Below are 21,994 nucleotides of genomic sequence, written 5' to 3' on the forward strand. Positions count from 1 at the left end.
CTCTCGCCCTCTCGACCTCTCGACCTCTCGACCTTCCGACCTTTTTTATTGACAGCAAATCCGCTATTAAAAATAAAGTAAAAGCCAAAGACATCAAGAGAGGAAAAAATGTCAGGGAAGAGAATATTACTCTGTGTAAGCGGAGGTATCTCTGCTTACAAAGCAATAGATTTAGCCAGCCAGCTAAACAAACAGGGTTGGGAAGTTAAATGTGTGCTAACGGAAAATGCTATGAAATTTGTAACACCTATAAACTTCAGTGCCATAACGCATAATAGTGTGCACACTTCTCTGTTTTCCGATATTGATCCTATTCCTCATATAACCCTATCCTCTTGGGCAGATTTAATTGTTGTAGCTCCCGCAACGGCAAATATAATTGGCAAGGCAGCAACTGGAATTGCCGATGATTTACTTTCCACAATTTTAGTTGCTTCCAATAAACCGGTGCTTTTTGTTCCTGCAATGAATGTGAATATGTATCAGTCCTTAATTGTTCAGGAAAATCTCAGGAAACTAAAGGAGCGGGGAAATTATGTTTTACAACCGGAAACCGGAATGCTTGCCTGTGGCGTTACCGGAGAAGGTAAATATCCTTCCAACACGGAAGTTGTTTATGCTATTAAGACCTATCTGAACTATCAAACTGATTTACAGGGAATTAAGGTTTTGCTTACTGCCGGAGCAACAATTGAAGCAATTGACCCGATGCGTTTTCTCAGTAATCGTTCATCCGGTAAAATGGGTTTTGCGATTGCTCGCGCTTTAGCATTAAGGGGAGCTGAAGTTACTCTTATTTACGGCAATATTCAGCTGGAACTTCCTTATTATTTAAAAGAAGCTGTTTTTTGTGAAAGTGCTGCTAAAATGTATGAAGCAGCTATCACTCGTTACCCTGAAATGGATTGGCTGATATGTTGTGCAGCCGTTGCGGATTATAAACCTAAAGAAACAAAAAACCAGAAACTGCCCAAACAGGAAGAACTAAATCTTGAGCTTATTCCTACAGTAGATATTTTAGCCGAACTGGGAAAAGTGAAAAAGGAAAATCAAATTTTGGTAGGTTTTGCAGCTCAATCCGATAACCTCATTCCAAGCGCTCTGGATAAATATTACCGTAAAAACCTTGATCTTATTTGTGCCAATGATATTCGCTTTGCCGGTAAAGAAGATGACGAACTTATCGTGCAGGGAAAAATTAAGGGCTATCCCACCTTGCCGGAAGACCCCAATCTCAATTCTGTAGTGATGAAAGGGGATAAATTCTCACTGGCTCATAACTTGATTAACATTCTGAAAGAGCTATGAGGCAGATTTTAATAAGCGGAGCCAATTCTCAGATTGGCAGTTACCTGGCTAAAGAATATTACCGGCAAGGATACAAACTGGTATTACTTTATCATAAACGCAATGAACGCATTGAAGAATTATTAGATAAAGAAGGTGTATTTTCCTATCCTGTTGATTTATGTAATTCCGAAGCTGTAAAAGAAGCAGTTTTAAAGGCGGAACGGTCTCTGCAACAAACAACCGATACTGTAATTCATTGTGCGGCAATTCGCAGTTCGGATGCTTTACCACTTTACAAAACAGAGCCACAGCAGTTTGCTGAAGTGCTGCAAACAAATATGATGAGCACCTATAATATCCTTCGTTGGACCTTACCTGCAATGCAGGAAAACGGTTTTGGCAGAGTAATAATTATGGGAAGCGATGTTAGCCAAAAAGGACTAAAAAATGGTAGTGCTTATGCCGCTTCCAAAGCAGGAATAGTAAATTTAGTAAAAAGCGTGGCATTAGAAATGGCAAAATACAATATTCTCATCAATGCTGTTTCTCCAGCTCCGGTAGAAACCAATCTGGAAGAGGATTACAGCGGAGAGTATTTAAACTTCCGGAAGCGCTATTTTGCAGAATATTTAGCCCAAGCCCCTACCGGCAAATTAGTTACTAAAGAAGAAATTAAGAAAGTTATAGACCTGCTGATAGAGGAGAACATTGCTAATCTCAATGGCAAAGAAATCATTATAGACGGAGGTGTATAATGAAGGTTAAGCTCTGCACCATCTTCTTCTTCCTGATTTTGATTGCGAATTTGACCGCAGCGGAAGTTCCTTTTCGGGAAGGAGAAAAACTTACTTTCACGGTTAAATATGGAATAATAAGTGCCGGAGAGGCATCTTTGCAAACTGAAAGTTCTGTTTATCTGGGTGCTCCGGTTTGGCGTCTTTCCACCACAGCCAAAACCTATCCCTTCTTTGATAAAGTTTATAAAGTGCGTGACACAGTAGAAAGCTGGTGGGATAAAAATAATCTTCAGCCCTATAAATTCAGCAAAAATTTACAGGAAGGGCATTACCGTCAACATCGTGTACACCTTTATGACCATTCCTCGTTAAATTCAACCTATAAAAAATGGAACTTCAAAAACAAGGTTTTTGAAAACAGCACAATGGAAATTCCTGCAGGAACTCAAGACATTTTAAGCGCTTTTTATTTAGCACGCACTAAAAATCTGCAAGTGGGAAAACCGATAATTGTAAATATAACTGCTGATGGCAGAAATATGCCAACCGAGATTTTAGTTCACCGCAAAGAACAGCAAAATACCATTTTCGGCAATATTGAATGCCTGGTTATTGAACCTAAACTGAAAGGAGAAGCAATTTTCAAGCAAAGCGGCAGAATTTTAATTTGGGTTACCAATGATGAATACAAAATTCCCGTGCGCCTGGAAAGTAAAATAACTATCGGCAGTTTTGTGGCAGTTTTGAAAAGTGCACAGCAGGTTCCTTACAAAATAAAGGTATGACACCTGATCTTTTAGCTACTGAGACCTACAATTATTATCTGCCGAAGGAATTGATTGCCCAATTTCCTGCAGCGGAAAGAACTGCCTCACGCCTGATGCAGGTTAAAAGAAAAAGCGGAGAAATAATTCATCGCAGGTTCGCGGATATTGTTCAACTGCTGAACGAAGGGGATTTAGTAATCATTAACAGCAGCAAAGTTATTCCTGCTCGCCTTTATGCTACAAAAGAAACAGGTACCACAATAGAAATTCTGCTGCTGAATAAACTAAATGAAAACACTTGGCAGTGTATTGCCTCTCCGGGGAAAAAAGTTAAACAGCCCCAATGGCTGTATTTTTCGGATAATTTAAGCGGCTTCATCAGTAAGGGCAATAGTGATGGCTTCCGAGAGATTAGTTTCACTTGCAAAAATGATTTCTGGCAAGAGCTTAACCGCATCGGGCACATCCCTTTGCCTCCATATATTGAACGCAGTGATACTGCTTTGGATAGCGAAAGGTATCAAACTGTTTATGCCAAAGAAAATGGCTCTATTGCAGCTCCTACCGCGGGTTTGCATTTTGACGCCCAAACCCTTACAGCCCTGAAAGAGAAAGGCGTGCTTTTCAGCGAAGTTATTTTACACATTGGCATTGGAACTTTCCGTCCGGTAAAAACGGAACGCATAATAGACCATAAAATGCATTCCGAACTGGTTACAATACCTCAAGCTACAGCAGACAGCATCAATTTAGCCAAAAAAGAAGGCAGAAGAATCGTCTGCATTGGAACAACCAGCACCCGCAGCGTAGAAAGCTTTTGGCAGGAAGGAAAAATGCAAAGCGGTTCAAAGTGGACTGATATCTTTATCTATCCCGGTTTTCAATTTCAAGTAACGGATGCTTTGCTCACCAATTTTCACCTGCCCAAATCTACCCTTTTAATGATGATAACTGCTTTCGGCGGCTATCAAACTATTATCCAGGCATACAATATTGCCGTTCAGGAAAAATACCGTTTTTTCAGTTACGGCGATGCAATGTTTATTGAGGATTGAATGCGTAATTACTTTTATTATGATTTATTAGACAGCACTATGCTGGAATACAAACGCTTAAAAGAACTAAATGCAGAACCCCTTTGCGTGCAAGCTAAAACTCAAAATGACGGTTTTGGCAGAGCTAATCATATTTGGCTGTCTCCTCCAGAGGGCTTATGGTTTACTTTTGATTACGAAAATAATAGAACGCTGCCTTCTTTTGCCTTATACCTGGGATTTTGCATCCACCAATGTTTGCAGTCCCTGTTTGTAACTCTGAAGGATAAACTGCAAATAAAATGGACTAACGATATCATTTATTCCGGATACAAACTGGGGGGAATTCTCTGTCACTACTATCAGGATAGAAGAATGTATATCGCGGGAGTGGGCATAAATACCAATAATGAAATTGATTCCGAACTGGGAAAATTCGGTGCAATTTGCCTGAAGGATATTCTGGGTTTTGAGGTCTCTAATAAAGAACTCTGCCGCTTAATAATTAAAACGGTGGAGGATAATTGTGTCTTTATGGATGAGCAGAGCAGTTATCTGAACTATTGTAATGACTATCTTTTTGGCAAAGGGCGCATTGCTTTACTGGAAACGGGCGGAACGAATTTGGAAGCAGAAATTATTGAAATAGACGAAAGCGGAGCTTTATTGACAAGAAATGAAAAGGGTGAACTGATAACGGTGCATACCGGCTCTATCTTAAAATTTTTAAATTAACCTGCCTCAGTTAAATTCTTTCTGTTTCGGTAAACAGTTTACGGTTTTTCTTGACAGATATGCAAAATCCAAAATCAGGTTAAAAAAAATAATTTGACCTTGGATATAGTGGAGGAATAATGAATAAATGGATACTATCAGTGTTAACTGTTGTGCTGTTTCTCTTTGGCTGCACGGCAAATCGCACAGTTCCGGAAATTGAAAATATTGAACCCTATACGGGGATTGTTACCAAAGTAGCTATCTTACCGCTTAAAACGATGGATTCATCCAGTGGTTACATTCAAAAGATTTTAACCGTGCGTGACCTGGAATATGTTTTCGCTAAACACCCTCAATATTCACTTTTGAATATGGAAGAAGTGGCAGAACAATTCCGGCTTTCCGGTTATCGGGATGTAGAAGAACTGGAAATTGAAGAAATGAGAGAGCTGGCAGAAATGACCGGATGCGATATCCTGGTTTTAGGTAGCATCAATAGTATTAGTAGTGATCAGTTTTCTTTATCAACACGGTTTTTCAGTGCAAAAACAGAAGAACTTACTCAACTGGATTTTAATGTAACTAAAGATAGAGAAGCCCGCTGGAAAACTTTGGAAACAACTTTTATTGCCAAGCTTGATGATGTAGTTTCCAATGAAGTGAGCAAAATCTATAATATTGCCTTAAATAATTATGCCAATGGCAACTATGCGGAAGCAGAGAAAAACCTCAATTTTGCTCTGGGGCTTAATCCCGACCTTAAAGATGCTTATTATTATCTTGGCTCCGTTTATTACAAACAAGGCAAGCTGGAACAGGCAATTCAAAATCTGGAAATAAATCTGGAAAAAAATCCGCAACATACCCAAACGCTCAATTCTTTAATGGAATTATACGAGAAGACAAATCAGCCCGCTAAGCGCTTAAACACTATGGAAAAACTTGCTGCTTTAAATAATAATGAAGATTTGTGGCTTACCATCGGCAACCTGTATGCTGAACAGAATAACATCCCCAAAGCAGAAGCTGCACTTAAAAAAGCAATTGAAATTGACCCTGCTTTTATTGAGGCAAAAACTCGTTTGGCATTGCTGATGTATGACCTCAATCGTTACGAAGAGGCAATTCCCTATCTGGAAGCGATTTTTGATCAGTATCCCGAAAACGAACTTATTTCTACCCGTTTGGCAAGCGCCTATCAGAAAGCCAATCGTTTGGATGATGCCATTGCTAAATATGAAAATACTATTAAAACCAATCCCCAAAATGCAACTGCTTATTTAAGCGCCGTAAACCTTTATCGCTTAAAGGCCTCCCAAACATCCGACCCGACAGTGGTTGCAGCAATCAATAAAAAAGCTATTGATATCTTGAATGCTCTTGTTACAAATCAACCGAACAATGCTTTAGCTTATATGAATCTGGCAGCTATTTATCTGGGACAGAATAAATTTACCGAAACCGAATTATATGCCAATAAGGCATTGCAAAATGATCCAACTTTATATCTGCCCTATATATATCTTGCTACGGTAAGTCAAAGCAAAGGTACAACCGATTATAACAGTTTCATAGACCTGGAGAAAAAAGCTGCTCAGGCAGTCGGTAAAAAAGCGAGTACTTTAAAAACCCAGCGAGATAATGCCAAGAACGCAGCTATAGCCAATTTCCGTAAAGCTCTGGAATATTTAAATAACGCCAAAGCACGCGCTACAGATGAAAATGCTCTCACAGATATCAATAATCGGATCAATAGAGTTAATCAGCTGATAAATCAGGCAACGGCGTCTTATTAGTAAACCTTTTCAGGGTATATCAAAATAGCCGGTTAGCGTCTGAACCGGGTAACGCTTTAGCTATAATAATTTAGCTAAAGCTAAAAGCAGATGCAAATAAACGGGTTGTCAAATTCCGATGGGGCACAATAATGCCGGTTTCAGAGTAAACTTATTCCCCGGCATTAAGTAAATCGGAATTCGGCAACCCTAATGCTAAATATCCCTGCTAATTGTTTCTACGGCAATTTTCAAGGTTATCGTCCATTTACAGGGAGTGGTCTAAAAACTGCCAGTCCTGAACTTCAGGCAATAAACCCGTTTCTACAGCTTTTTTAATGCTGATGCAAGGCAGGTTGTTAGCATAGATATATTCCCTGGTAATAGTGCTCAAATCAATTTCCGGATACAATTCCGCCAATTTATGCATCATTTTCAAATAGAGATTCACCCAGGAATACACATTCTTTTCAGCATTTTGCGGCAAACCGTTATAGCGTAACGAATACAACCGCAAATCATTTTTGAAACCGGTAGATGGCTTCAGGGAATGCAAATTTGCCGTTATTGAACCAGTTCTGTGATTATGAGCCGTAATTTTCGGCTGCACTTTTCGGCGAGCATACACCTTTCCAGATTTTCTGTTGTAGCAGAAGATCAAACCATCTGCTTTACCAGTGTAGCCCGCTAAGCCGTATTGAAATTTTACTTTCATTTTCTTTCTCCTTTTTGTGTCTTTCTATAATATCCGGGGGTGACAAAAACAGATAAGAGGTGACAAAATTCCAAAAATTATTCTCACCCTGCCGGGCATAGTGCAGCTATCCAATTACCGCTGCTTTCTCCTGTCATTTATATAGCTTTAACGATTCTTTAACGATTCCTAAACAAATTTAAGGCATTGTTAAAGATTCGTTAAGACATCAGTTACGGAAGAACAAAGAGGAATGATTGATGATTGTTGTTCTTGCTTTTACTCACAATTTTGAAATGAGGAAAACATTTGTAGCTCGGTTGTAAGTGTGCAGGATTCTTGTTTGTTTTGACTCTAAACCGACACTTTTGTAGTTGCAACTATATGTAATCGCAACAGGAAATTTATTTATTGTCCGATACTGTCAAAGCTGAAGCTCGGTTTAGAGTTAAAACAAAAATAGTACCGGCGGACGCTGTTCCGCCTTATTTTTTCGGCGCTACGGCGAGCGCCGGTACAAAAAAAATCTTATTCGGCGCTACGGCGAGCGCCGGTACAAAAAATTTCTTCTTCCAGTGCCCTGGAAATGCAGGAATGCAAGAAATCGGCAAGTTTCCGTTTATCTTTATAGATTTCATCCTCTGGCTTAATTGGCGGTAGTATTTTCAGATAGACGGTAGCAGGACGGATTTTATTCTCTTTTTCATAGATTTGCCAGCTGCCTTTAACAGCTAAAGGCACAATCGTCGCTTCCGCTAACTGGGGAAGTTTCAAGCTTCCCAAATGGAAGTTTCCTAATTCATTGCTACGGCTGCGTGTTCCTTCCGGGAAAATAACCAGCGGATTGCCCTTTTTAATCAGTTCCGCACTTTTTTTAATGGTCTGCATTGCTTTCCGGGGATTTCTGCGGTCAATGAAAGTGCAGGGAATTTCTCGCATCCATTGGCTTAAAATGGGTATTTTAAATAGTTCTCGCTTGGCAATAAAGCCGGTGTGCATTCCCAAAAAGCCCAAAATAAGAGGAATATCAAACAAACCTTGATGATTACTGACGAAGCAGATATTCCCGCCAGCAGGCAAATTTTCTTTTCCTGAGACCTTCACTTTGCTGCCTGTGGATAAAATAGTTATTTTAGCCCAGGAGCCGACTACAAACTGCATAAAGCGGTGGGAGATTTTTCGCGGTAAAAGTAGCTTGGCAACGAGGTATAGGATATAGAATAACATCCAAAGAAGAAACAAAAGGCAGAATAGGACTTCCCAAAGCAGTGATTTCATTATGCTATTGTCTTAATAACTAAGGGTTACCCACTCTTCATAGATATCATTCAGAGAAGTTACCCAGCCCCGTTTTTTTAAGGCATAATCAATTGTTTTCCAGTATAATTTACCCCACATAGGATAATCAATGGGATCAAAAGTGGTATTATGCCACAGCAAAGACAGATGGGATTGATATTGTTCTGCCGTATCAATCAGATTCCGCAACGAACTTTTAGCAGAAATATAGTGTAAATTCATCGCTTTTTTGGAAAAAAGAGTTGTATCCATTACAATGAGAGGAATTTCCAAAACCCGGAAAGGTCTGTTTTCAGCTATATTGAAGGGAAAGAAGGGAAAAGATATCCCTGCCCGAAAACCAATATGCTCCCAATAGCCCAAAGTGGAATCATACTTAATTCCGGCATTTTCCAAAATAGCAAAGCTCTTCTGATAGTTAAAGTGCAAATAGTGGGTTCTGAAACCGGCAGGATTAAATCCTAAATCTCGCAAGTTTGCCAGCTCCTCAGCTAAAACTTCAGGATTATATGCGGATTGCGGACTGCCATGCAAACCCACATCTTGCTGACCCAATAAATCCATTATCTGAACGCGGGCTTTCACATCGCTGATGTAATTCTGACGCTGATCGGGAAAATCGTTCCTTGCCAGTAAAAACCAGGTGGAACGAACCCCTCTGTCCATTTCGCAGCGAACTAAAGTTCGCATTGTCTTCCAGGGATTATAGATTAGATTTTTATGCAGAAAATGACCAGAAATTTTATATATAGAATTAACAGGTCGTTTGATAAATGTCCGTAGGTTATATTTAAAGGCATCCAGTTTGGCAGAACTATTCCAATAATTCCAGTAATCAATATCGTGAGAAAGAGATACGGCAAAACGCTTTTTTTCTATCCAGCTTATTTCTCTGATGAATTGCGGACAGTATTTTTCCATTGCATACAGCAGCATTTGGCAATATACATCCACAACGGGAGTTTCCGTAAAATCCCAACGGTATTGCAAGCTTTGTTTATAGTCAATCCTGCCCTCTGTTTGCCCGAAAAAAGAACTGATATATTCATGCCAGCAGGTTAAAAAATAAAACCCGCTGGCAATTATATCTTTATGAAAGAAGCAGGTCTCTTCCGTAAAAGAAAAGATAGCTCCGCTGCGGGAAAAAAGAAAGGGAATGGGTTCGTTTCTGAACTTGCAGAAATCCACTTTCTCCAGGGGATACAATTCCCTTCTTTCAAAGAACTCTGCTGTTTCCGGCTCGTAATATATTTTCAACGGATAATCAAACTTCCCGGGTAAGCCGTAATAAAGGTGTGCACCTTCATAGTGCTTGCCGTAAAGAAAGGTTGGATTTAACCGTAATATATAACAATAGGTGCGGAGCACAAACTCTGCTTTCGGGATATACTTTTCCGGCAGATTCAACAGAATATTGATGTTAGGATAGCGTTCCAAAATCAGGCAATCCTTTCGGCTTTGGATTTTGACTGAACAACCTCGTTATTCGGAATCAGCAATATTTTGATTGCCTCGTGAATTTCGGTTACATACATAATTTCCATCCCTTCCAAAATATCGGCGGGAAAATCGGATAGGGTTTCTCTATTTTCTTCCGGAATAACTACCTTTTTAATTCCTGCACGCCTGGCTGCCAAAAGCTTTTCTTTCAACCCGCCAATAGCTAAAACCTTTCCCTGCAGGGTAATTTCCCCGGTCATAGCAATATCATGACGCACTTTCTGTCCCGTAAATAGAGACGCCAAAGCAACCGTGAGAGTTAAACCGGCGGAGGGTCCGTCCTTGGGAACTGCTCCAGAAGGAAAATGAATATGTATATCTCCCGTTTCAAACATCTTGGGTGGTATCAAATAAGTGCTATGATTGGCTTTCAGGTAGCTGACCGCGATGCGTGCTGATTCTTTCATAACATCTCCTAAAAGCCCGGTTAAGATAATATTCCCCTTTCCCGGCATCCGCAGTGTTTCACAGAAAAGGATTTCACCCCCGTAACCTGTCCAGGCAAGACCAGTGGCAACTCCCACCTCGGGTTTGCGATTTGCCAATTCCAGAGTTACTTTGCGGGGACCGAGGTAGTTAACAATATCTTCAGCTTTAATAGTTAAATTTTGCTGCTTACCCATAGCAACTTCTTTGGCTATCTTACGAAAGATGGAGCCAATGCGTCTTTGTAAATTCCTCACTCCCGCTTCGCGCACATAATAACGAATAATTTCCTGGAGAGCGCCTTTGGTAAGGTTAACCTTTTCTTTTCCCAATCCGTTATCTTCCTTTTCCCTGGGAATTAAAAAGCGCTTAGCTATTTCTATTTTATCATTTTCCAGATAGCTGGTAAATTCAATAATTTCCATTCTGTCCCGCAAGGCAGGAGGAATGGTATCCAAAGAATTGGCAGTGGTTATAAACAGCACTTCCGAAAGGTCAAAGGGCAGGTTGATGTAGTTATCCACAAAGCTGTTATTCTGTTCAGGGTCTAAAACTTCCAGTAATGCGGCAGCGGGGTCTCCTCTAAAATCCCTGCCTACTTTATCAATTTCATCCAGCATAAAAACCGGGTTGGCAGTCCCCTGCCTCTTAATTTCCATTATAATTTTCCCGGGCATAGCACCAATGTAAGTTCTCCGGTGTCCACGAATTTCCGCTTCGTCGTGAATTCCACCTAAGGACATTCGGATAAATTTACGCGCCAGAGCTCTGGCAACCGATTTACCAATGGAGGTTTTTCCTGTTCCGGGAGGTCCTACAAAGCAGAGAATAGGTCCTTTTAAATTACCTTTCAGCTTCTTCACCGCAATGAATTCCAGAATGCGTTCCTTGGCTTCTTTCAAGCCGTAATGGTCTTTTTCCAGAATGCGCTCAATTTTATGCAAATCCAGACAATCTTTACTATAATTTCTCCAGGGCAAATTCACAATCCACTCCAGATAATTGCGGATTACGCTATATTCACTGGAAGCAGGTTGCATAGTGGAAAGTCGGTCTATTTCTTCCAGAGCCGTTTCTTGCACATAATCGGGCAGATTTTTCTGTTCTATAAGTTCTCGCCATTTCAATATTTCTTTGCTGACTTCATCTGTTTCGCCTAATTCTCGGCGAATGGCATCCAATTGTTCCCGTAAATAATAACGCCTCTGGTCTTCATTCATTTCCAGCTGAATATTGCTGCGGATATGATTTTCCACCTTAATCTGCTTAATCAGTTCTGCCAGGCAATTGTTCAGATAGCGGAAACGCTGTTTCAGGTCAATCGTTTCCAATATTTGCTGGCGGTCATAAATCGGTAAATCAATGTTTCCGGCAATGATATCGGCAACTCTGCCTGCCTGCTTGATATTGCTAAGCCCGGCAATCATTTCCCGATTGAGGATAGTGCTTTCCTCGGCTATTTTTTCCAGCAGTTCCAAAGCTACAGTTCGGTAAGCTTGAATTTCCGTATCTTCTTCATATTGCTCTTGAATTGCTTCCACATCTACCATAATGAACGGGGTTTTCTGCACAATTTTCTGCAGCTTGATGCGCGCTGAACCCTGTAGCAGCATACTGATTGAACCATCCTGATTGCGCAGCATTCTTAAAATAGTTACAGCCGTTCCGAATTTGACAAGTTCAGTTACTTCGCCATCCTCTTTTTCCATATCCAGGAAAAATGCCATCAATTTATCGTTAGCCAGTGCATAGTCAATCACCAGCTTAGATTCTTCATCCGAAACCACCAGGGGCATAAGCAGGTAGGGAAACATCACTACATTGCTCATATGCAGCACGGGTAAAGTTCGGGGTATTTTATTGCTTGTATTATCCACTTTATCTCCTAATGATTTTTTTTCTGTTCGTTAACACCTTTCTTAAACGAAAGGTTAGGTATAATACCTGCCTTATCAGAAATCCGGATAATTATTTTTAACTGGATTTCCCGGCAAGTGCTAAAATGAAAACTGCCATCATCTAAACTAATTATACCATCCTGTAATCTCTAAGCAACAGGACTCCATATATAATCTCTAACATAACAATGTTATTTCAGTATGTAAATTAAGTTCCGTATCGTAACTATCACATCCCTATTTTTTGATTCATCTATATATACTAATCAATTTCCCGAAACAAGCAAATTTCAGATGGCTTAACACTGCACAGCAATAAATAATGCCGTTGCCAGCTTAACCAAATTATCGTCGGTGGCTTTCAAGCTTTGTGATAATTTCTGGGCTATGTTCCTCATCACGATATAACCTGCCCGGTAGTTATTAGCTGCAAAGCTATCAAAATCCGTTCTGGCAAGAGTGTATAATTCACTATCCGCAAGAGCGATGATATTTGCCATTCTGATTCCATGTGCCAATAAACCATTTTCTCCAAAAGTGGGCAGCGATTCATCACTGAGGGTTGCTAAAACCTTTTCCGTTAGCAGCTGATCTTCATCAAAGCCCTTTACCAGGTCTTTCGTAACTTGCACTTTGCCCTGCACCAGAATAAAAATCTGGTCACCTTCCGTGTTTTCTTTAATAATTACCGTACCTTTAGGAACCAGCAGTTGTTTAAAGCAGGGTTGTAAAAATATCAGCGCTTCAGTATCTACTCCTGTAAAAAGGGGAACTTTAGCCAGAGTTTCCAGTTCTATCATTCTTTCCCCCTTTAAACCATCAGGATGGCATAGTCATTTGTCTGCAGCGTAACATCCCTGTTTGGCTTCCAGCGCACATTGTTTTTCTCTTCCGGAATTTGTTTACGGGATTTGCTTAAGGCATATTGAATAAATTGGTCTATACCACTGCTATCCTCCGTAAAAATAGAGGAAAGTTCAAGCTCCGGTTCCGTGGCTATTACTCCTAAAAGCAAGTAACCGCATTCCTGATAATAATAATCGGATAGCTCGCCAAAGCTTTTCCCGATAAATTCAGCAGGAATTTCTTGCGTTTGCAGATGATTTTCTCTATCCTGTGCCAGTTGACAGAAAACAGCCAGATAATTATTATCTGCAACGGTATTGGCTAAAACATAACCGCCAATATCATCCCACACAATAATATTCTGAATACCTAAACGCTGCAGCATAGAACGATTTTCAGGATTTACCAGCTGCACAGTTATCCTGTCTTTTTTGGCAAGATAATGAACTGCATTAGCAACAATAATACTATGGTCATCAGCACTGGAGCTCTCAAATTGCTCATCCGCCAAAATGATAACCCGGGCAGCCGTCTCTACGGAAGCATGCTTTAAAGTTTCTTCCTGAATAGTTTCACCCCGAACAAACTTCAGCGAAAGAGTTGGATAACGAGATTCCAACCTTTCAAAAAACTCCGGCGGATTATTTGTTACAACACAGATATCTATCTCGGTTGCCTTTTTTTCCACCATCGCTTTCAAAAAATAATCGGCGGTATTGTTCCAGCCGCAAATTACTATATGATTGTGCGTTCTTATCTGTTTCAAGCCCTTAGCTCCTTTCAGCCGGTCTTCCACAAAAAGGGAAGCAACCAAACCCGTAAAAAAAGATAATGAAGAATAGCCCACAATAATCAAAATGATACCCACAAAACGACCCTGATAGGTAACCGGGTATTTATCGCCATAGCCAACTGTAGCTATTGTTACAATTGCCCACCAGATACCATCCCAGAATGACTTTATAGAGTTTTGCTGCCCGCCCTGATGTTCAAAACCCCAAGCCAGCAATGCGGAAATCAATAGCAGAATGGCTATAAAAGAGCATACCCATAAAAAACGGATAAGCAGTTTTTGGTCTTCTCCGCGGATATTAAAGCGGTCTAATAATTTCCGAAAGGGATGTCCAAATAATTTCATTGGTTTATACGATAATCAAGAACCAAACCATATTCATAATGCCGACCAAGAGGTTAATTCCGGCAAAGATAAGTAACATCGGTTTATAAACATAGCGCTTGAAATAGCCATAGAAGAAATCCACGCTGAATTGGATGTCATATTCATCAATACGATGTTCAATCCTTAAGCTATCCACCAATTTGGGCACCGTTTTGCGTAACAGGTTTTCCGCAATAGCCGTAAACGCATCCGTAATCTTATTCCTAATCGTTTGTTTGAACTTTCCGGGTAAAAACCGCCAGTCATCTACAAAACTTGTTTTTTCCCAAAGATACTGATGCACTTTTTTTATCCAGCCGTAAAGATAGCCGTCTTTTATATAGGGATGGGTTGCCTGATCCAAATAATCGTGTAACAGATCACGAGCTTTATCAAACACCCATTCTCTTTTGGCAACAAAGAAACCTGGAGTTAGCGGTATCTTTTTGCCAAAGATATATCTTGCTTTGCGATTGAACAACAGCCAATTCAGAAGCAACACTAAAAGTGTGCCCAGGGCTATGTTCCATAAGATAAAAGTGAGTGACTTTAAAAAAATCATTTAAAAACCTCCTCCACTTCCCCCACCTCCAGAACGACCACCTCCGAAGCCACCAAAACCGCCAAAGCCCCCGAAGCCGCTATTACCGCTACCCCAGGAACCACTATTGCCTCCACCTCCGCGTCCGCCAAAAATATTAATCAAGATAAGCCACTCCAAAATTCTACCACGAGTGACTATTATTAAGATAACGAAAATTATCAAAAAAGCAAATATGCCTAACCCTGAGGAATTACTCTCTTTTTTCTTCTGGGCATATTCTGAGATACCGGTGATGGTAACTCCCTTTTCTTTGGCTATGGCAGAAAGCAACATCATTGAACCCTGAATGAATGCATCATCCCATTTTTCATTACCCGGGGTAAGGTAGCTTTTCATTGTTTGGTAAACCTGAAATGTATAGGCATCGGTTAAATATCCTTCGGAACCATAGCCGACTTCCAAACGCAGTTGTTTTTCCTGCAAAGCCAAAAGCACTAAAACACCTTCATCCCGCTTACTTCCAATTCCCCATTTATTGTATAGTTGAACCCCGAAATCTGTTATATCGGCTTCTTCAATATTCGGAAGAGTTACTATTACCAGATCCACATCCGTTTTTTCCCGCAACTCAATTGCCCAGTCATTAATCTTATTGCGGGTTTCAGCACTTAAAACATTGGCAAAGTCATTTACAAAACCAACTTTTTTGGGCACAACTACGCCCAACAGTAATGTTGCTGCTAAAAGGAATGAAATAGCGGAAAAGAACCGTTTATATATCATTCAGGATATGCCCCATCTTGTCCTTTTTGGTTTTCAGGTATTCGCGGTTGTTTTCCTGGGGTTTAATTTCAATTGGCACGCGTTCCACAATTTCCAGTCCGTAACCGCTTAAACCCACTATTTTTTTCGGATTATTGGTCATTAGTCGCATTTTCTTTATCCCCAGGTCTTTCAAAATTTGTGCTCCGATTCCATAATCCCTTAAATCCGGGGGAAAACCAAGCTGGATATTTGCCTGCACAGTATCCGCTCCTTCATCCTGCAAATGGTATGCCTTAATTTTATTCAGTAAACCAATTCCTCTACCTTCCTGACGCATATAAAGAATTACTCCGCGTCCTTCTTCTGAAATCATTTGAAAGGCACGAGCCAATTGTTCTCCGCAATCACAGCGTAAACTGAATAACGCATCGCCGGTTAAGCATTCGGAATGAACACGCACCAAAACCGGCTCATCTTTATTGATTTCTCCCATCACTAAAGCAATGTGATATTCATCTGAAATATCGCTGCTATAGGTAATAATTTTAAATTGACCGAACCGGGTTGGCAGCTGTGCTTGAGAGACCTGATGCACAAGGTGCTCTTTTTTTCTCCGCCAGTGAATTAACGCCTCAATCGTGATTATTTTCAGGTTGAATTTGGAGGCAAAAAGAATCAAATCATCCAACCGAGCCATTTCTCCATCCGAGCGAATAATTTCACATATTGCTCCTACAGGATTCAGACCGGCAAGTTTAGCTAAATCTACAGCAGCTTCAGTATGGCCTGCTCTTCTTAAAACCCCTCCCCGCTCTGCAATTAAAGGAAATATATGCCCCGGACGCATAAACATAGAAGCATTCGCATTTGGGTCTGCCAATGCTTTGATGGTTTTTGCTCTCTCCGCAGCTGAAATTCCTGTAGTAGTGCCTTCAATCACATCCACGGAAACGGCAAACTTGGTTCCCTGGCGGTCACTGCTTTTATTAGTCATCAAAGGGATATTCAAACGGTTGGCAACCTCAATATCCAAAGGAACGCAAAGCAGACCTTTACCCTGGCTAATCATAAAGTTCACTTTGGCAGGTGTGATTTTATCCGCAGCCAGCAAAAAGTCGCCTTCATTTTCCCGATTTTCGTCATCTACAACGATTAGCATTTCACCCTTGCGGATAATTTCAATCGCTTCTTCAATAGAGGCGAAAACAGTTCTATCCAATTCCTGTTCCATTCTGTCCATTGTTTATATCCTCATTCAGTAACACATTAACATCACGGGTATCCGTGTCAATACTAAAATAATTATTCAACCAGCGCAAAGTGTATTTTATATCTTCCGGTAAGGGAGCGGTAACATTCAACAACTTGCCTGTTATCGGATGTTCAAATTCCAGTTGCCATGAATGCAACGCCTGGCGGTGTAAGTGATTAACAAGCAATTCAGTAACTTTGCGTTTCATATTTTGCGGCACCAATGAATGCACATAGTTTCTGCTGTTATATAATAAATCCCCCAAAACGGGATAATGAATATAGGCAAAATGGACTCTTATTTGATGCATTCTTCCGGTAGCAAGATTCACTTTCGCCAAGGCAAAATAATGCCAGGTTTTCAGCGTTTCATAAGTAGTAAGGGCATGGCGTCCTTCTTTTGCCACGCAAACTGTTCTGGGATTTTTATTACTGCGTGCCAGAAAGGTTTCTATATCACCGTTTAGGGGTTCGGGAACTCCTGTAGTTATAGCCAGATAGGTCTTTTTTACTAAGCGTTTGGCAAACATTTCACAAAGCCGTGCCTGAACAGGATCATTTTTAGCTATAATAATCAATCCCGAAGTGCCTCTATCCAAACGATGCACAATTCCAGGTCTATTCAATTCTCTGCCTCTGGAAAGATTTTCTCCGAATCTATATAGTATGGCATTTACCAAAGTTCCTTCCGGATTGCCAAAACCCGGATGCACAATCATTCCGGCTTGTTTATTGATTATGGCAAGATCATCATCTTCATAAATTACATCCAGAGGTATATTCTGCGGCAAAACATCCATCGGTTCAGGTTCCGGAAGATTGATGATAACTTCGTCTCCTTCCTTCAACAGGTAGCTTTTTTTCACCGGAGTAAGATTTACCAGGATTCTGTCTTCTTCTATCAGGCGCTCAATAAAACTGCGGGAATACAATTCCTGGATATTCAATTCCACCAGATATTTATCTAATCTCTGCGAGGCAGGTAAAGAGTATAATACCTTCAGTTTATCTTTCACTGTTATAAAATTCCAGCACATAAACTGCGCCGGTGGAAATTCCTTTCCTGTTTCTTACAACAGAACCGTTGATTCGCACTTTGCCTAAATATACTACATCTTCCACAATCACATCGTAAATATTATTTCCATAGCGCAAAGAATCCATTATCACAGAAAAAATGCGGGAATAATAATCGTTTTTCCAAATCAGTTCGTTCAAATTCACTGTTTCCGAAATCATCGGAAAGCGTTTACGCAAAGGTTCATTACAATAAACTACATCGCCATTGGCACCGGTTATTAAGATACTTTGGGGTAGAAGGTTTATTAGCAGCTGGAGGCGCTGATGGTGTTCAAATATTTTATCCGCTTTTGCCTGATCAAAACGGGTAATTATCTCCAGCATTTTGTTCAGGGCATTCACCAGCTCCTGGAAATCTTTATCCTGATCATAAATAGAGCTGTCTATATCAATTTGATAGTTGCCGCTGGAAATTTCCTCAATCAGCTGTTCCACCTCATAAATCGCCTTATGCAAACGGTAGGGTATATAGTTGTAAAGAATAACGATATACACAAAAATGAGAAAAACGAAGATGATTACAATGGAATGAATATCGCTGGCAAGGGTAGCTAAATCCTGTGCCTGAGCTACCGAAAATAATAGAATAAGGGTTTGTAACACGATGATGCCAAACAGAATGGCAATCAAAATATGATATCTGGTTTTAAAAGAGCGTTTCATTGCTTTAATCCTTATTTACTGCCGTTTCATAGATAAGCTTGTCTATATTGCCTTTAGGTCCAAGCAAAATTAGCACATCGCCTTCGTTAATAATATCATTGGCTCCAGGCATATCGTTCAACCGATTTTCTATTACATTCTGCCCATCTTCCGTTACTGAAAGGTAGTTATATTTGATGGCAACTACATTCACCCCTCTTTTTGAAGGCAGGGCAAGTTCCTGTAATGGTTTGCCCACAAATTCTTTGGGAGCAATCATTTCCACTACTATGTGCCCACTGGAGAGATTGATATATTCCAGAACATTACTGGAAATTAAGGTTCTTGCCAATTGATTGCCTACCATTTCTTCAGGCAGAAGAGTATGCTGCACGCCAATTAATTTCAAAATTCTGCCATGCAATTCCGATTCAATTTTGGCATAGATAATACCCACACCAATTTTTTTCAGGATAGCGGCAGTGAGAATGCATTCTTCAATATTACTTCCGATACCGATAATCACTGCATCTGTCTCATTCAGGTTTTGAGCTCTTAAAGCATCTTCATCGGTGCTATCCATGCAAACGGCGAAAGTAACGATTGAGCTTACTTCATTAACCAAATCCTGATTTTTATCTATGGCAATCACTTCCATCCCGTTTTCTGCCAATATTTTAGCAACGGTCATACCGAAACGACCGAGACCTATTACTCCGTATCTTGCCATTTTTTTTACTCCTTTTTCCAACAGTTCCTTTAGCCAATGGAGATTTTTTCTTCCGCATAAGAGAAATTGGGCTGTCTTTTGCGAATAGAAATTGCATACACCAAAGTTAAAGGTCCTATCCTTCCAATATACATCAAGATAGTTATCAGCAGTTTACCTGCATAAGATAACTGAGAAGTTATTCCCATACTTAAGCCAACCGTTCCAAAAGCAGAAAATGCTTCAAACAGTATTTTTTCAAAGGGAAACGGTTCTATAAGCAGCAAAATAAAAATTATCGTTAAAATGATAGCCAAAGCCAGAGTTACCAGGGTTGTTGCCTCTCTGGCATTGGATTGCGGTATTTTGCGCTTGAAAATTAACAGGTCATTTTTTCCGCTGAGCATTGAAAGCACGGAAAGCACCAATACCGAAAAAGTTGTGGTTTTAATTCCCCCTCCAGTGGAACCAGGGGAAGCACCAATAAACATTAAAATAACGGTTAATAACACCGAAGCGGAACTGTATAAACTAATATCAATGGTATTAAAGCCGGCAGTTCTTGCCGTTACGGATTGAAACCAGGAACTGAAAACCCTTCTGGAAACCGTAAAACCCTTCATAGAACTATAATATTCTCCAATATAAAGTCCTATAAAACCAGAAACAATCAATAATGCAGTAGCAGTTAGCACTATTTTGGAATGCAATGCTAATTTTCGCACCTGCTGATGATGAAAGAAAAAATGATAGATGTCAATTAAAACCGCAAAACCCAATCCCCCCAGAATAATTAAAAAAGTGAAACTGAAATTTACCAACGGGGATTCCACAAAACTGACTAAATTACCGCTCCATAAAGAAAAACCGGCATTGCAAAATGCTGAAACAGAATGAAAAATAGAATAGTAAATCGCTTTCGCAACAGGCATCATATTGGCAAAACTGAAAAAAAGAAACATCGCTCCAATCAGTTCAATTAGCAATGTAACTAACACAGTTCCCCGCAAAAGTTTAAACACATCAATTACCGGGGTCTCACCAACAACTTGATGCATCACATTCTGCACATTTAAAGATATCCGTTGCCCCAGCATTATAGCAAAAGCTGTAGATATCGTCATTATCCCTAATCCCCCAATTTGAATCAGCAACAAAATTACAATCTGACCGAATAAGGAAAAATAGGTGCCCGTATCCACAACTATCAAACCCGTTACACAAGTAGCAGAAGTAGCAGTAAACAAAGCATCTATAAAGTTTGTGATATATCCTTCCGTAGAAGAAGCAGGCAGCATTAACAAAATAGTACCAACTAAAATTACCGCTGCAAAACTAAGCATTAAGGAAACAGGTGGATTCTTCATCAGCAACTTGTATATTTTACCTTCAAATGCCGTAAAAAGAAGAAATTGCACAATAAACCAGGTCTGCCGAATCAAGAGGAAAAAGATTACAAACTTTGCCTGATAACTAAGCAGCAAAGAACCCAAGATCAACATCGCAAGATCAAAATAAACAATTGTTTTGCTTTGTTTCACCTCTCCTGATAACAAACGCGATAAAATGGTAAGTACCAATAGCCCTAAATTTGCCAGGGCAGTAATAAAGACAATGGTCTTATAAGCACCGGTATAATATTCAATAATCGGTTCCAGAAAAAGAACTAAGAAACTCCAAATAGCCAGTAAATAGGCAATTAATTCTATATGGCTAATAGTTCCAGATTTTTTTTCCGAGGGCATAGTTTCGTTTTTTAGTTACCTGATTGCAAGTCAGTAACTATTTCCCGCTGAATTTCAGCAATCGTTTGGCGAGCAGAAAGTTCACGCAGTAAACCCTTGTTCGCAAAAAATTCTTTCAAGGCAAAGGTCTGAGCATAAAATTCCTTCACTCTTTGCCGAATTGCTTCTCCGGAATCATCCGCTCTTTGAATTAAGTGAGAACCGCATTTATCGCAAATACCTTCCTGCTTGGGTTTTTTACTTAGAATATTGTAGTTTTCACCACAGGAACTACAAACACGGCGTGCCTCAATTCTGGCTATTGCATCTTCAGCGCTTAATTCCAGATAGTAAACTTTTTTTACATTATAGTTCCGCAATAAATATTCCGCCTGAGCCAAAGTCCTGGGAAAACCATCAAAAATAACACCAGGACAATTCTTCGCCAAAGAGGCATTCACAATTTCAAAAACCAGGTCGTCCTGAACAAGTTCACCTTTGGCAATAATTTCTTGCACTTTTTTCCCCAGCTCTGTTTGCTTGCTAACCTCTTCGCGAAAAAGATCTCCAATATTTATGTGTTGAAATCCTGTCCTTTCAGCCAAAAGTTCTGCCTGAGTGCCTTTACCGCTACCCTGGATTCCTAAAAAGACAATTACATCTAACATAATTTACCTCTTTTTTAACAAAAAAAAGCAGTTACATTGTTCTGTCAAGCGAAATGAAAATTTTTTTAGCTCGCAGAGTAATATCGGATGATTGATGTCCCGTTCAACCACTTTTTGCGCTTTTTTCCCGGATGGTTGACCTCCTGGTCAACCACCTCTTGCCCTTTTTTCCCGGATGGTTGACCTCCTGGTCAACCACCTCTTGCTCTTTGTTCCCGGATGTTTGACCTCCTGGTCAACCACCTTTTGCGCTTTTTTCCCGGATGGTTGACCTCCTGGTCAACCACTTCTTGCGCTTATTTCCCGGATGGTTGACCTCCTGGTCAACCACTTTTTGCACTTTTTTCCCGGATGGTTGACCTCCTGGTCAACTACTTTTTGCGTTTTTTTCCAGGATGGTTGACCTCCTGGGCAACTACCTCTTGTGCTTTTTTCCCGGATGGTTGACCTCCTGGTCAACCACCTCTTG

20 protein-coding genes are annotated in these 21,994 nt (G+C 40.2%); 6 read left to right on the plus strand and 14 right to left on the minus strand.

Annotated features, from left to right (window positions below):
* Window positions 1-108 precede the first annotated feature (108 nt).
* The 6 genes from coaBC to PLE33_05685 all read left to right on the plus strand — a co-directional run bounded on the left by coaBC (window position 109) and on the right by PLE33_05685 (window position 6,341).
* A complete protein-coding gene (gene coaBC / locus PLE33_05660) occupies window positions 109-1,308 on the plus strand; it encodes a bifunctional phosphopantothenoylcysteine decarboxylase/phosphopantothenate--cysteine ligase CoaBC (protein ID HPS60730.1) in 1,200 nt (399 codons plus the stop codon).
* Complete coding sequence (locus PLE33_05665; GenBank protein HPS60731.1) at window positions 1,305-2,045, plus strand: SDR family oxidoreductase; 741 nt, start codon at window positions 1,305-1,307, stop codon at window positions 2,043-2,045. The genes coaBC and PLE33_05665 overlap by 4 nt, the downstream gene beginning before the upstream one ends.
* The gene (locus tag PLE33_05670; protein ID HPS60732.1) at window positions 2,045-2,812 is read left to right on the plus strand and encodes a DUF3108 domain-containing protein; all 768 of its coding nucleotides are present in this window, start codon (window positions 2,045-2,047) and stop codon (window positions 2,810-2,812) included. Before PLE33_05665 ends, PLE33_05670 begins: the two co-directional genes overlap by 1 nt.
* The gene (gene queA / locus PLE33_05675) at window positions 2,809-3,849 is read left to right on the plus strand and encodes a tRNA preQ1(34) S-adenosylmethionine ribosyltransferase-isomerase QueA (protein HPS60733.1); all 1,041 of its coding nucleotides are present in this window, start codon (window positions 2,809-2,811) and stop codon (window positions 3,847-3,849) included. Before PLE33_05670 ends, queA begins: the two co-directional genes overlap by 4 nt.
* Window positions 3,850-4,563: a biotin--[acetyl-CoA-carboxylase] ligase gene (locus tag PLE33_05680; GenBank protein HPS60734.1), complete on the plus strand. Its 714-nt coding sequence runs from the start codon at window positions 3,850-3,852 to the stop codon at window positions 4,561-4,563.
* A gap of 119 nt (window positions 4,564-4,682) precedes the next feature.
* A complete protein-coding gene (locus tag PLE33_05685; protein ID HPS60735.1) occupies window positions 4,683-6,341 on the plus strand; it encodes a tetratricopeptide repeat protein in 1,659 nt (552 codons plus the stop codon).
* 247 nt (window positions 6,342-6,588) lie between these two features.
* Here the strand turns inward: PLE33_05685 and PLE33_05690 are convergent, their stop codons facing one another.
* The 14 genes from PLE33_05690 to PLE33_05755 all read right to left on the minus strand — a co-directional run bounded on the left by PLE33_05690 (window position 6,589) and on the right by PLE33_05755 (window position 21,525).
* Window positions 6,589-7,035 (minus strand): hypothetical protein, encoded by a 447-nt coding sequence (locus PLE33_05690; protein HPS60736.1) that lies wholly within the window; start codon window positions 7,033-7,035, stop codon window positions 6,589-6,591.
* A 507-nt stretch (window positions 7,036-7,542) separates the two neighbouring features.
* Window positions 7,543-8,175 carry a lysophospholipid acyltransferase family protein gene (locus tag PLE33_05695; GenBank protein ID HPS60737.1) on the minus strand — a complete coding sequence of 211 codons (633 nt, stop codon included), beginning with the start codon at window positions 8,173-8,175 and terminating at the stop codon, window positions 7,543-7,545.
* A 129-nt stretch (window positions 8,176-8,304) separates the two neighbouring features.
* The gene (locus PLE33_05700) at window positions 8,305-9,750 is read right to left on the minus strand and encodes a polysaccharide deacetylase family protein (protein ID HPS60738.1); all 1,446 of its coding nucleotides are present in this window, start codon (window positions 9,748-9,750) and stop codon (window positions 8,305-8,307) included.
* A 2-nt stretch (window positions 9,751-9,752) separates the two neighbouring features.
* Entirely contained in the window at window positions 9,753-12,116 is a 2,364-nt protein-coding gene (lon, locus tag PLE33_05705) for an endopeptidase La (protein ID HPS60739.1), read from the minus strand.
* A gap of 320 nt (window positions 12,117-12,436) precedes the next feature.
* Window positions 12,437-12,937 (minus strand): cyclic nucleotide-binding domain-containing protein, encoded by a 501-nt coding sequence (locus PLE33_05710; protein ID HPS60740.1) that lies wholly within the window; start codon window positions 12,935-12,937, stop codon window positions 12,437-12,439.
* Window positions 12,938-12,948: 11 nt separating this feature from the next.
* A complete protein-coding gene (locus PLE33_05715; GenBank protein HPS60741.1) occupies window positions 12,949-14,121 on the minus strand; it encodes an ion channel in 1,173 nt (390 codons plus the stop codon).
* Window positions 14,122-14,125: 4 nt separating this feature from the next.
* Window positions 14,126-14,704: a hypothetical protein gene (locus PLE33_05720; GenBank protein HPS60742.1), complete on the minus strand. Its 579-nt coding sequence runs from the start codon at window positions 14,702-14,704 to the stop codon at window positions 14,126-14,128.
* The gene (locus PLE33_05725; GenBank protein HPS60743.1) at window positions 14,705-15,469 is read right to left on the minus strand and encodes a TPM domain-containing protein; all 765 of its coding nucleotides are present in this window, start codon (window positions 15,467-15,469) and stop codon (window positions 14,705-14,707) included. It abuts the gene before it with no gap.
* Window positions 15,459-16,691, minus strand: a complete 1,233-nt coding sequence (locus PLE33_05730; GenBank protein HPS60744.1) for a bifunctional 3,4-dihydroxy-2-butanone-4-phosphate synthase/GTP cyclohydrolase II — start codon at window positions 16,689-16,691, stop codon at window positions 15,459-15,461. The genes PLE33_05725 and PLE33_05730 overlap by 11 nt, the downstream gene beginning before the upstream one ends.
* Complete coding sequence (locus PLE33_05735; protein HPS60745.1) at window positions 16,663-17,739, minus strand: RluA family pseudouridine synthase; 1,077 nt, start codon at window positions 17,737-17,739, stop codon at window positions 16,663-16,665. Before PLE33_05735 ends, PLE33_05730 begins: the two co-directional genes overlap by 29 nt.
* On the minus strand, window positions 17,708-18,445 hold the full coding sequence (locus PLE33_05740; GenBank protein ID HPS60746.1) for a hypothetical protein: 738 nt from the start codon (window positions 18,443-18,445) through the stop codon (window positions 17,708-17,710). The genes PLE33_05735 and PLE33_05740 overlap by 32 nt, the downstream gene beginning before the upstream one ends.
* Before the next feature lie 4 nt (window positions 18,446-18,449).
* Window positions 18,450-19,154, minus strand: coding sequence for a TrkA family potassium uptake protein (locus PLE33_05745; GenBank protein HPS60747.1), 705 nt, complete (start codon window positions 19,152-19,154; stop codon window positions 18,450-18,452).
* 29 nt (window positions 19,155-19,183) lie between these two features.
* A complete protein-coding gene (locus PLE33_05750; protein HPS60748.1) occupies window positions 19,184-20,878 on the minus strand; it encodes a TrkH family potassium uptake protein in 1,695 nt (564 codons plus the stop codon).
* 11 nt (window positions 20,879-20,889) lie between these two features.
* Window positions 20,890-21,525, minus strand: a complete 636-nt coding sequence (locus PLE33_05755; protein ID HPS60749.1) for a nucleoside monophosphate kinase — start codon at window positions 21,523-21,525, stop codon at window positions 20,890-20,892.
* Window positions 21,526-21,994 lie beyond the last annotated feature (469 nt).

It is taken from the genome of Candidatus Cloacimonas sp. (assembly GCA_035403355.1).
GTDB lineage: Bacteria > Cloacimonadota > Cloacimonadia > Cloacimonadales > Cloacimonadaceae > Cloacimonas.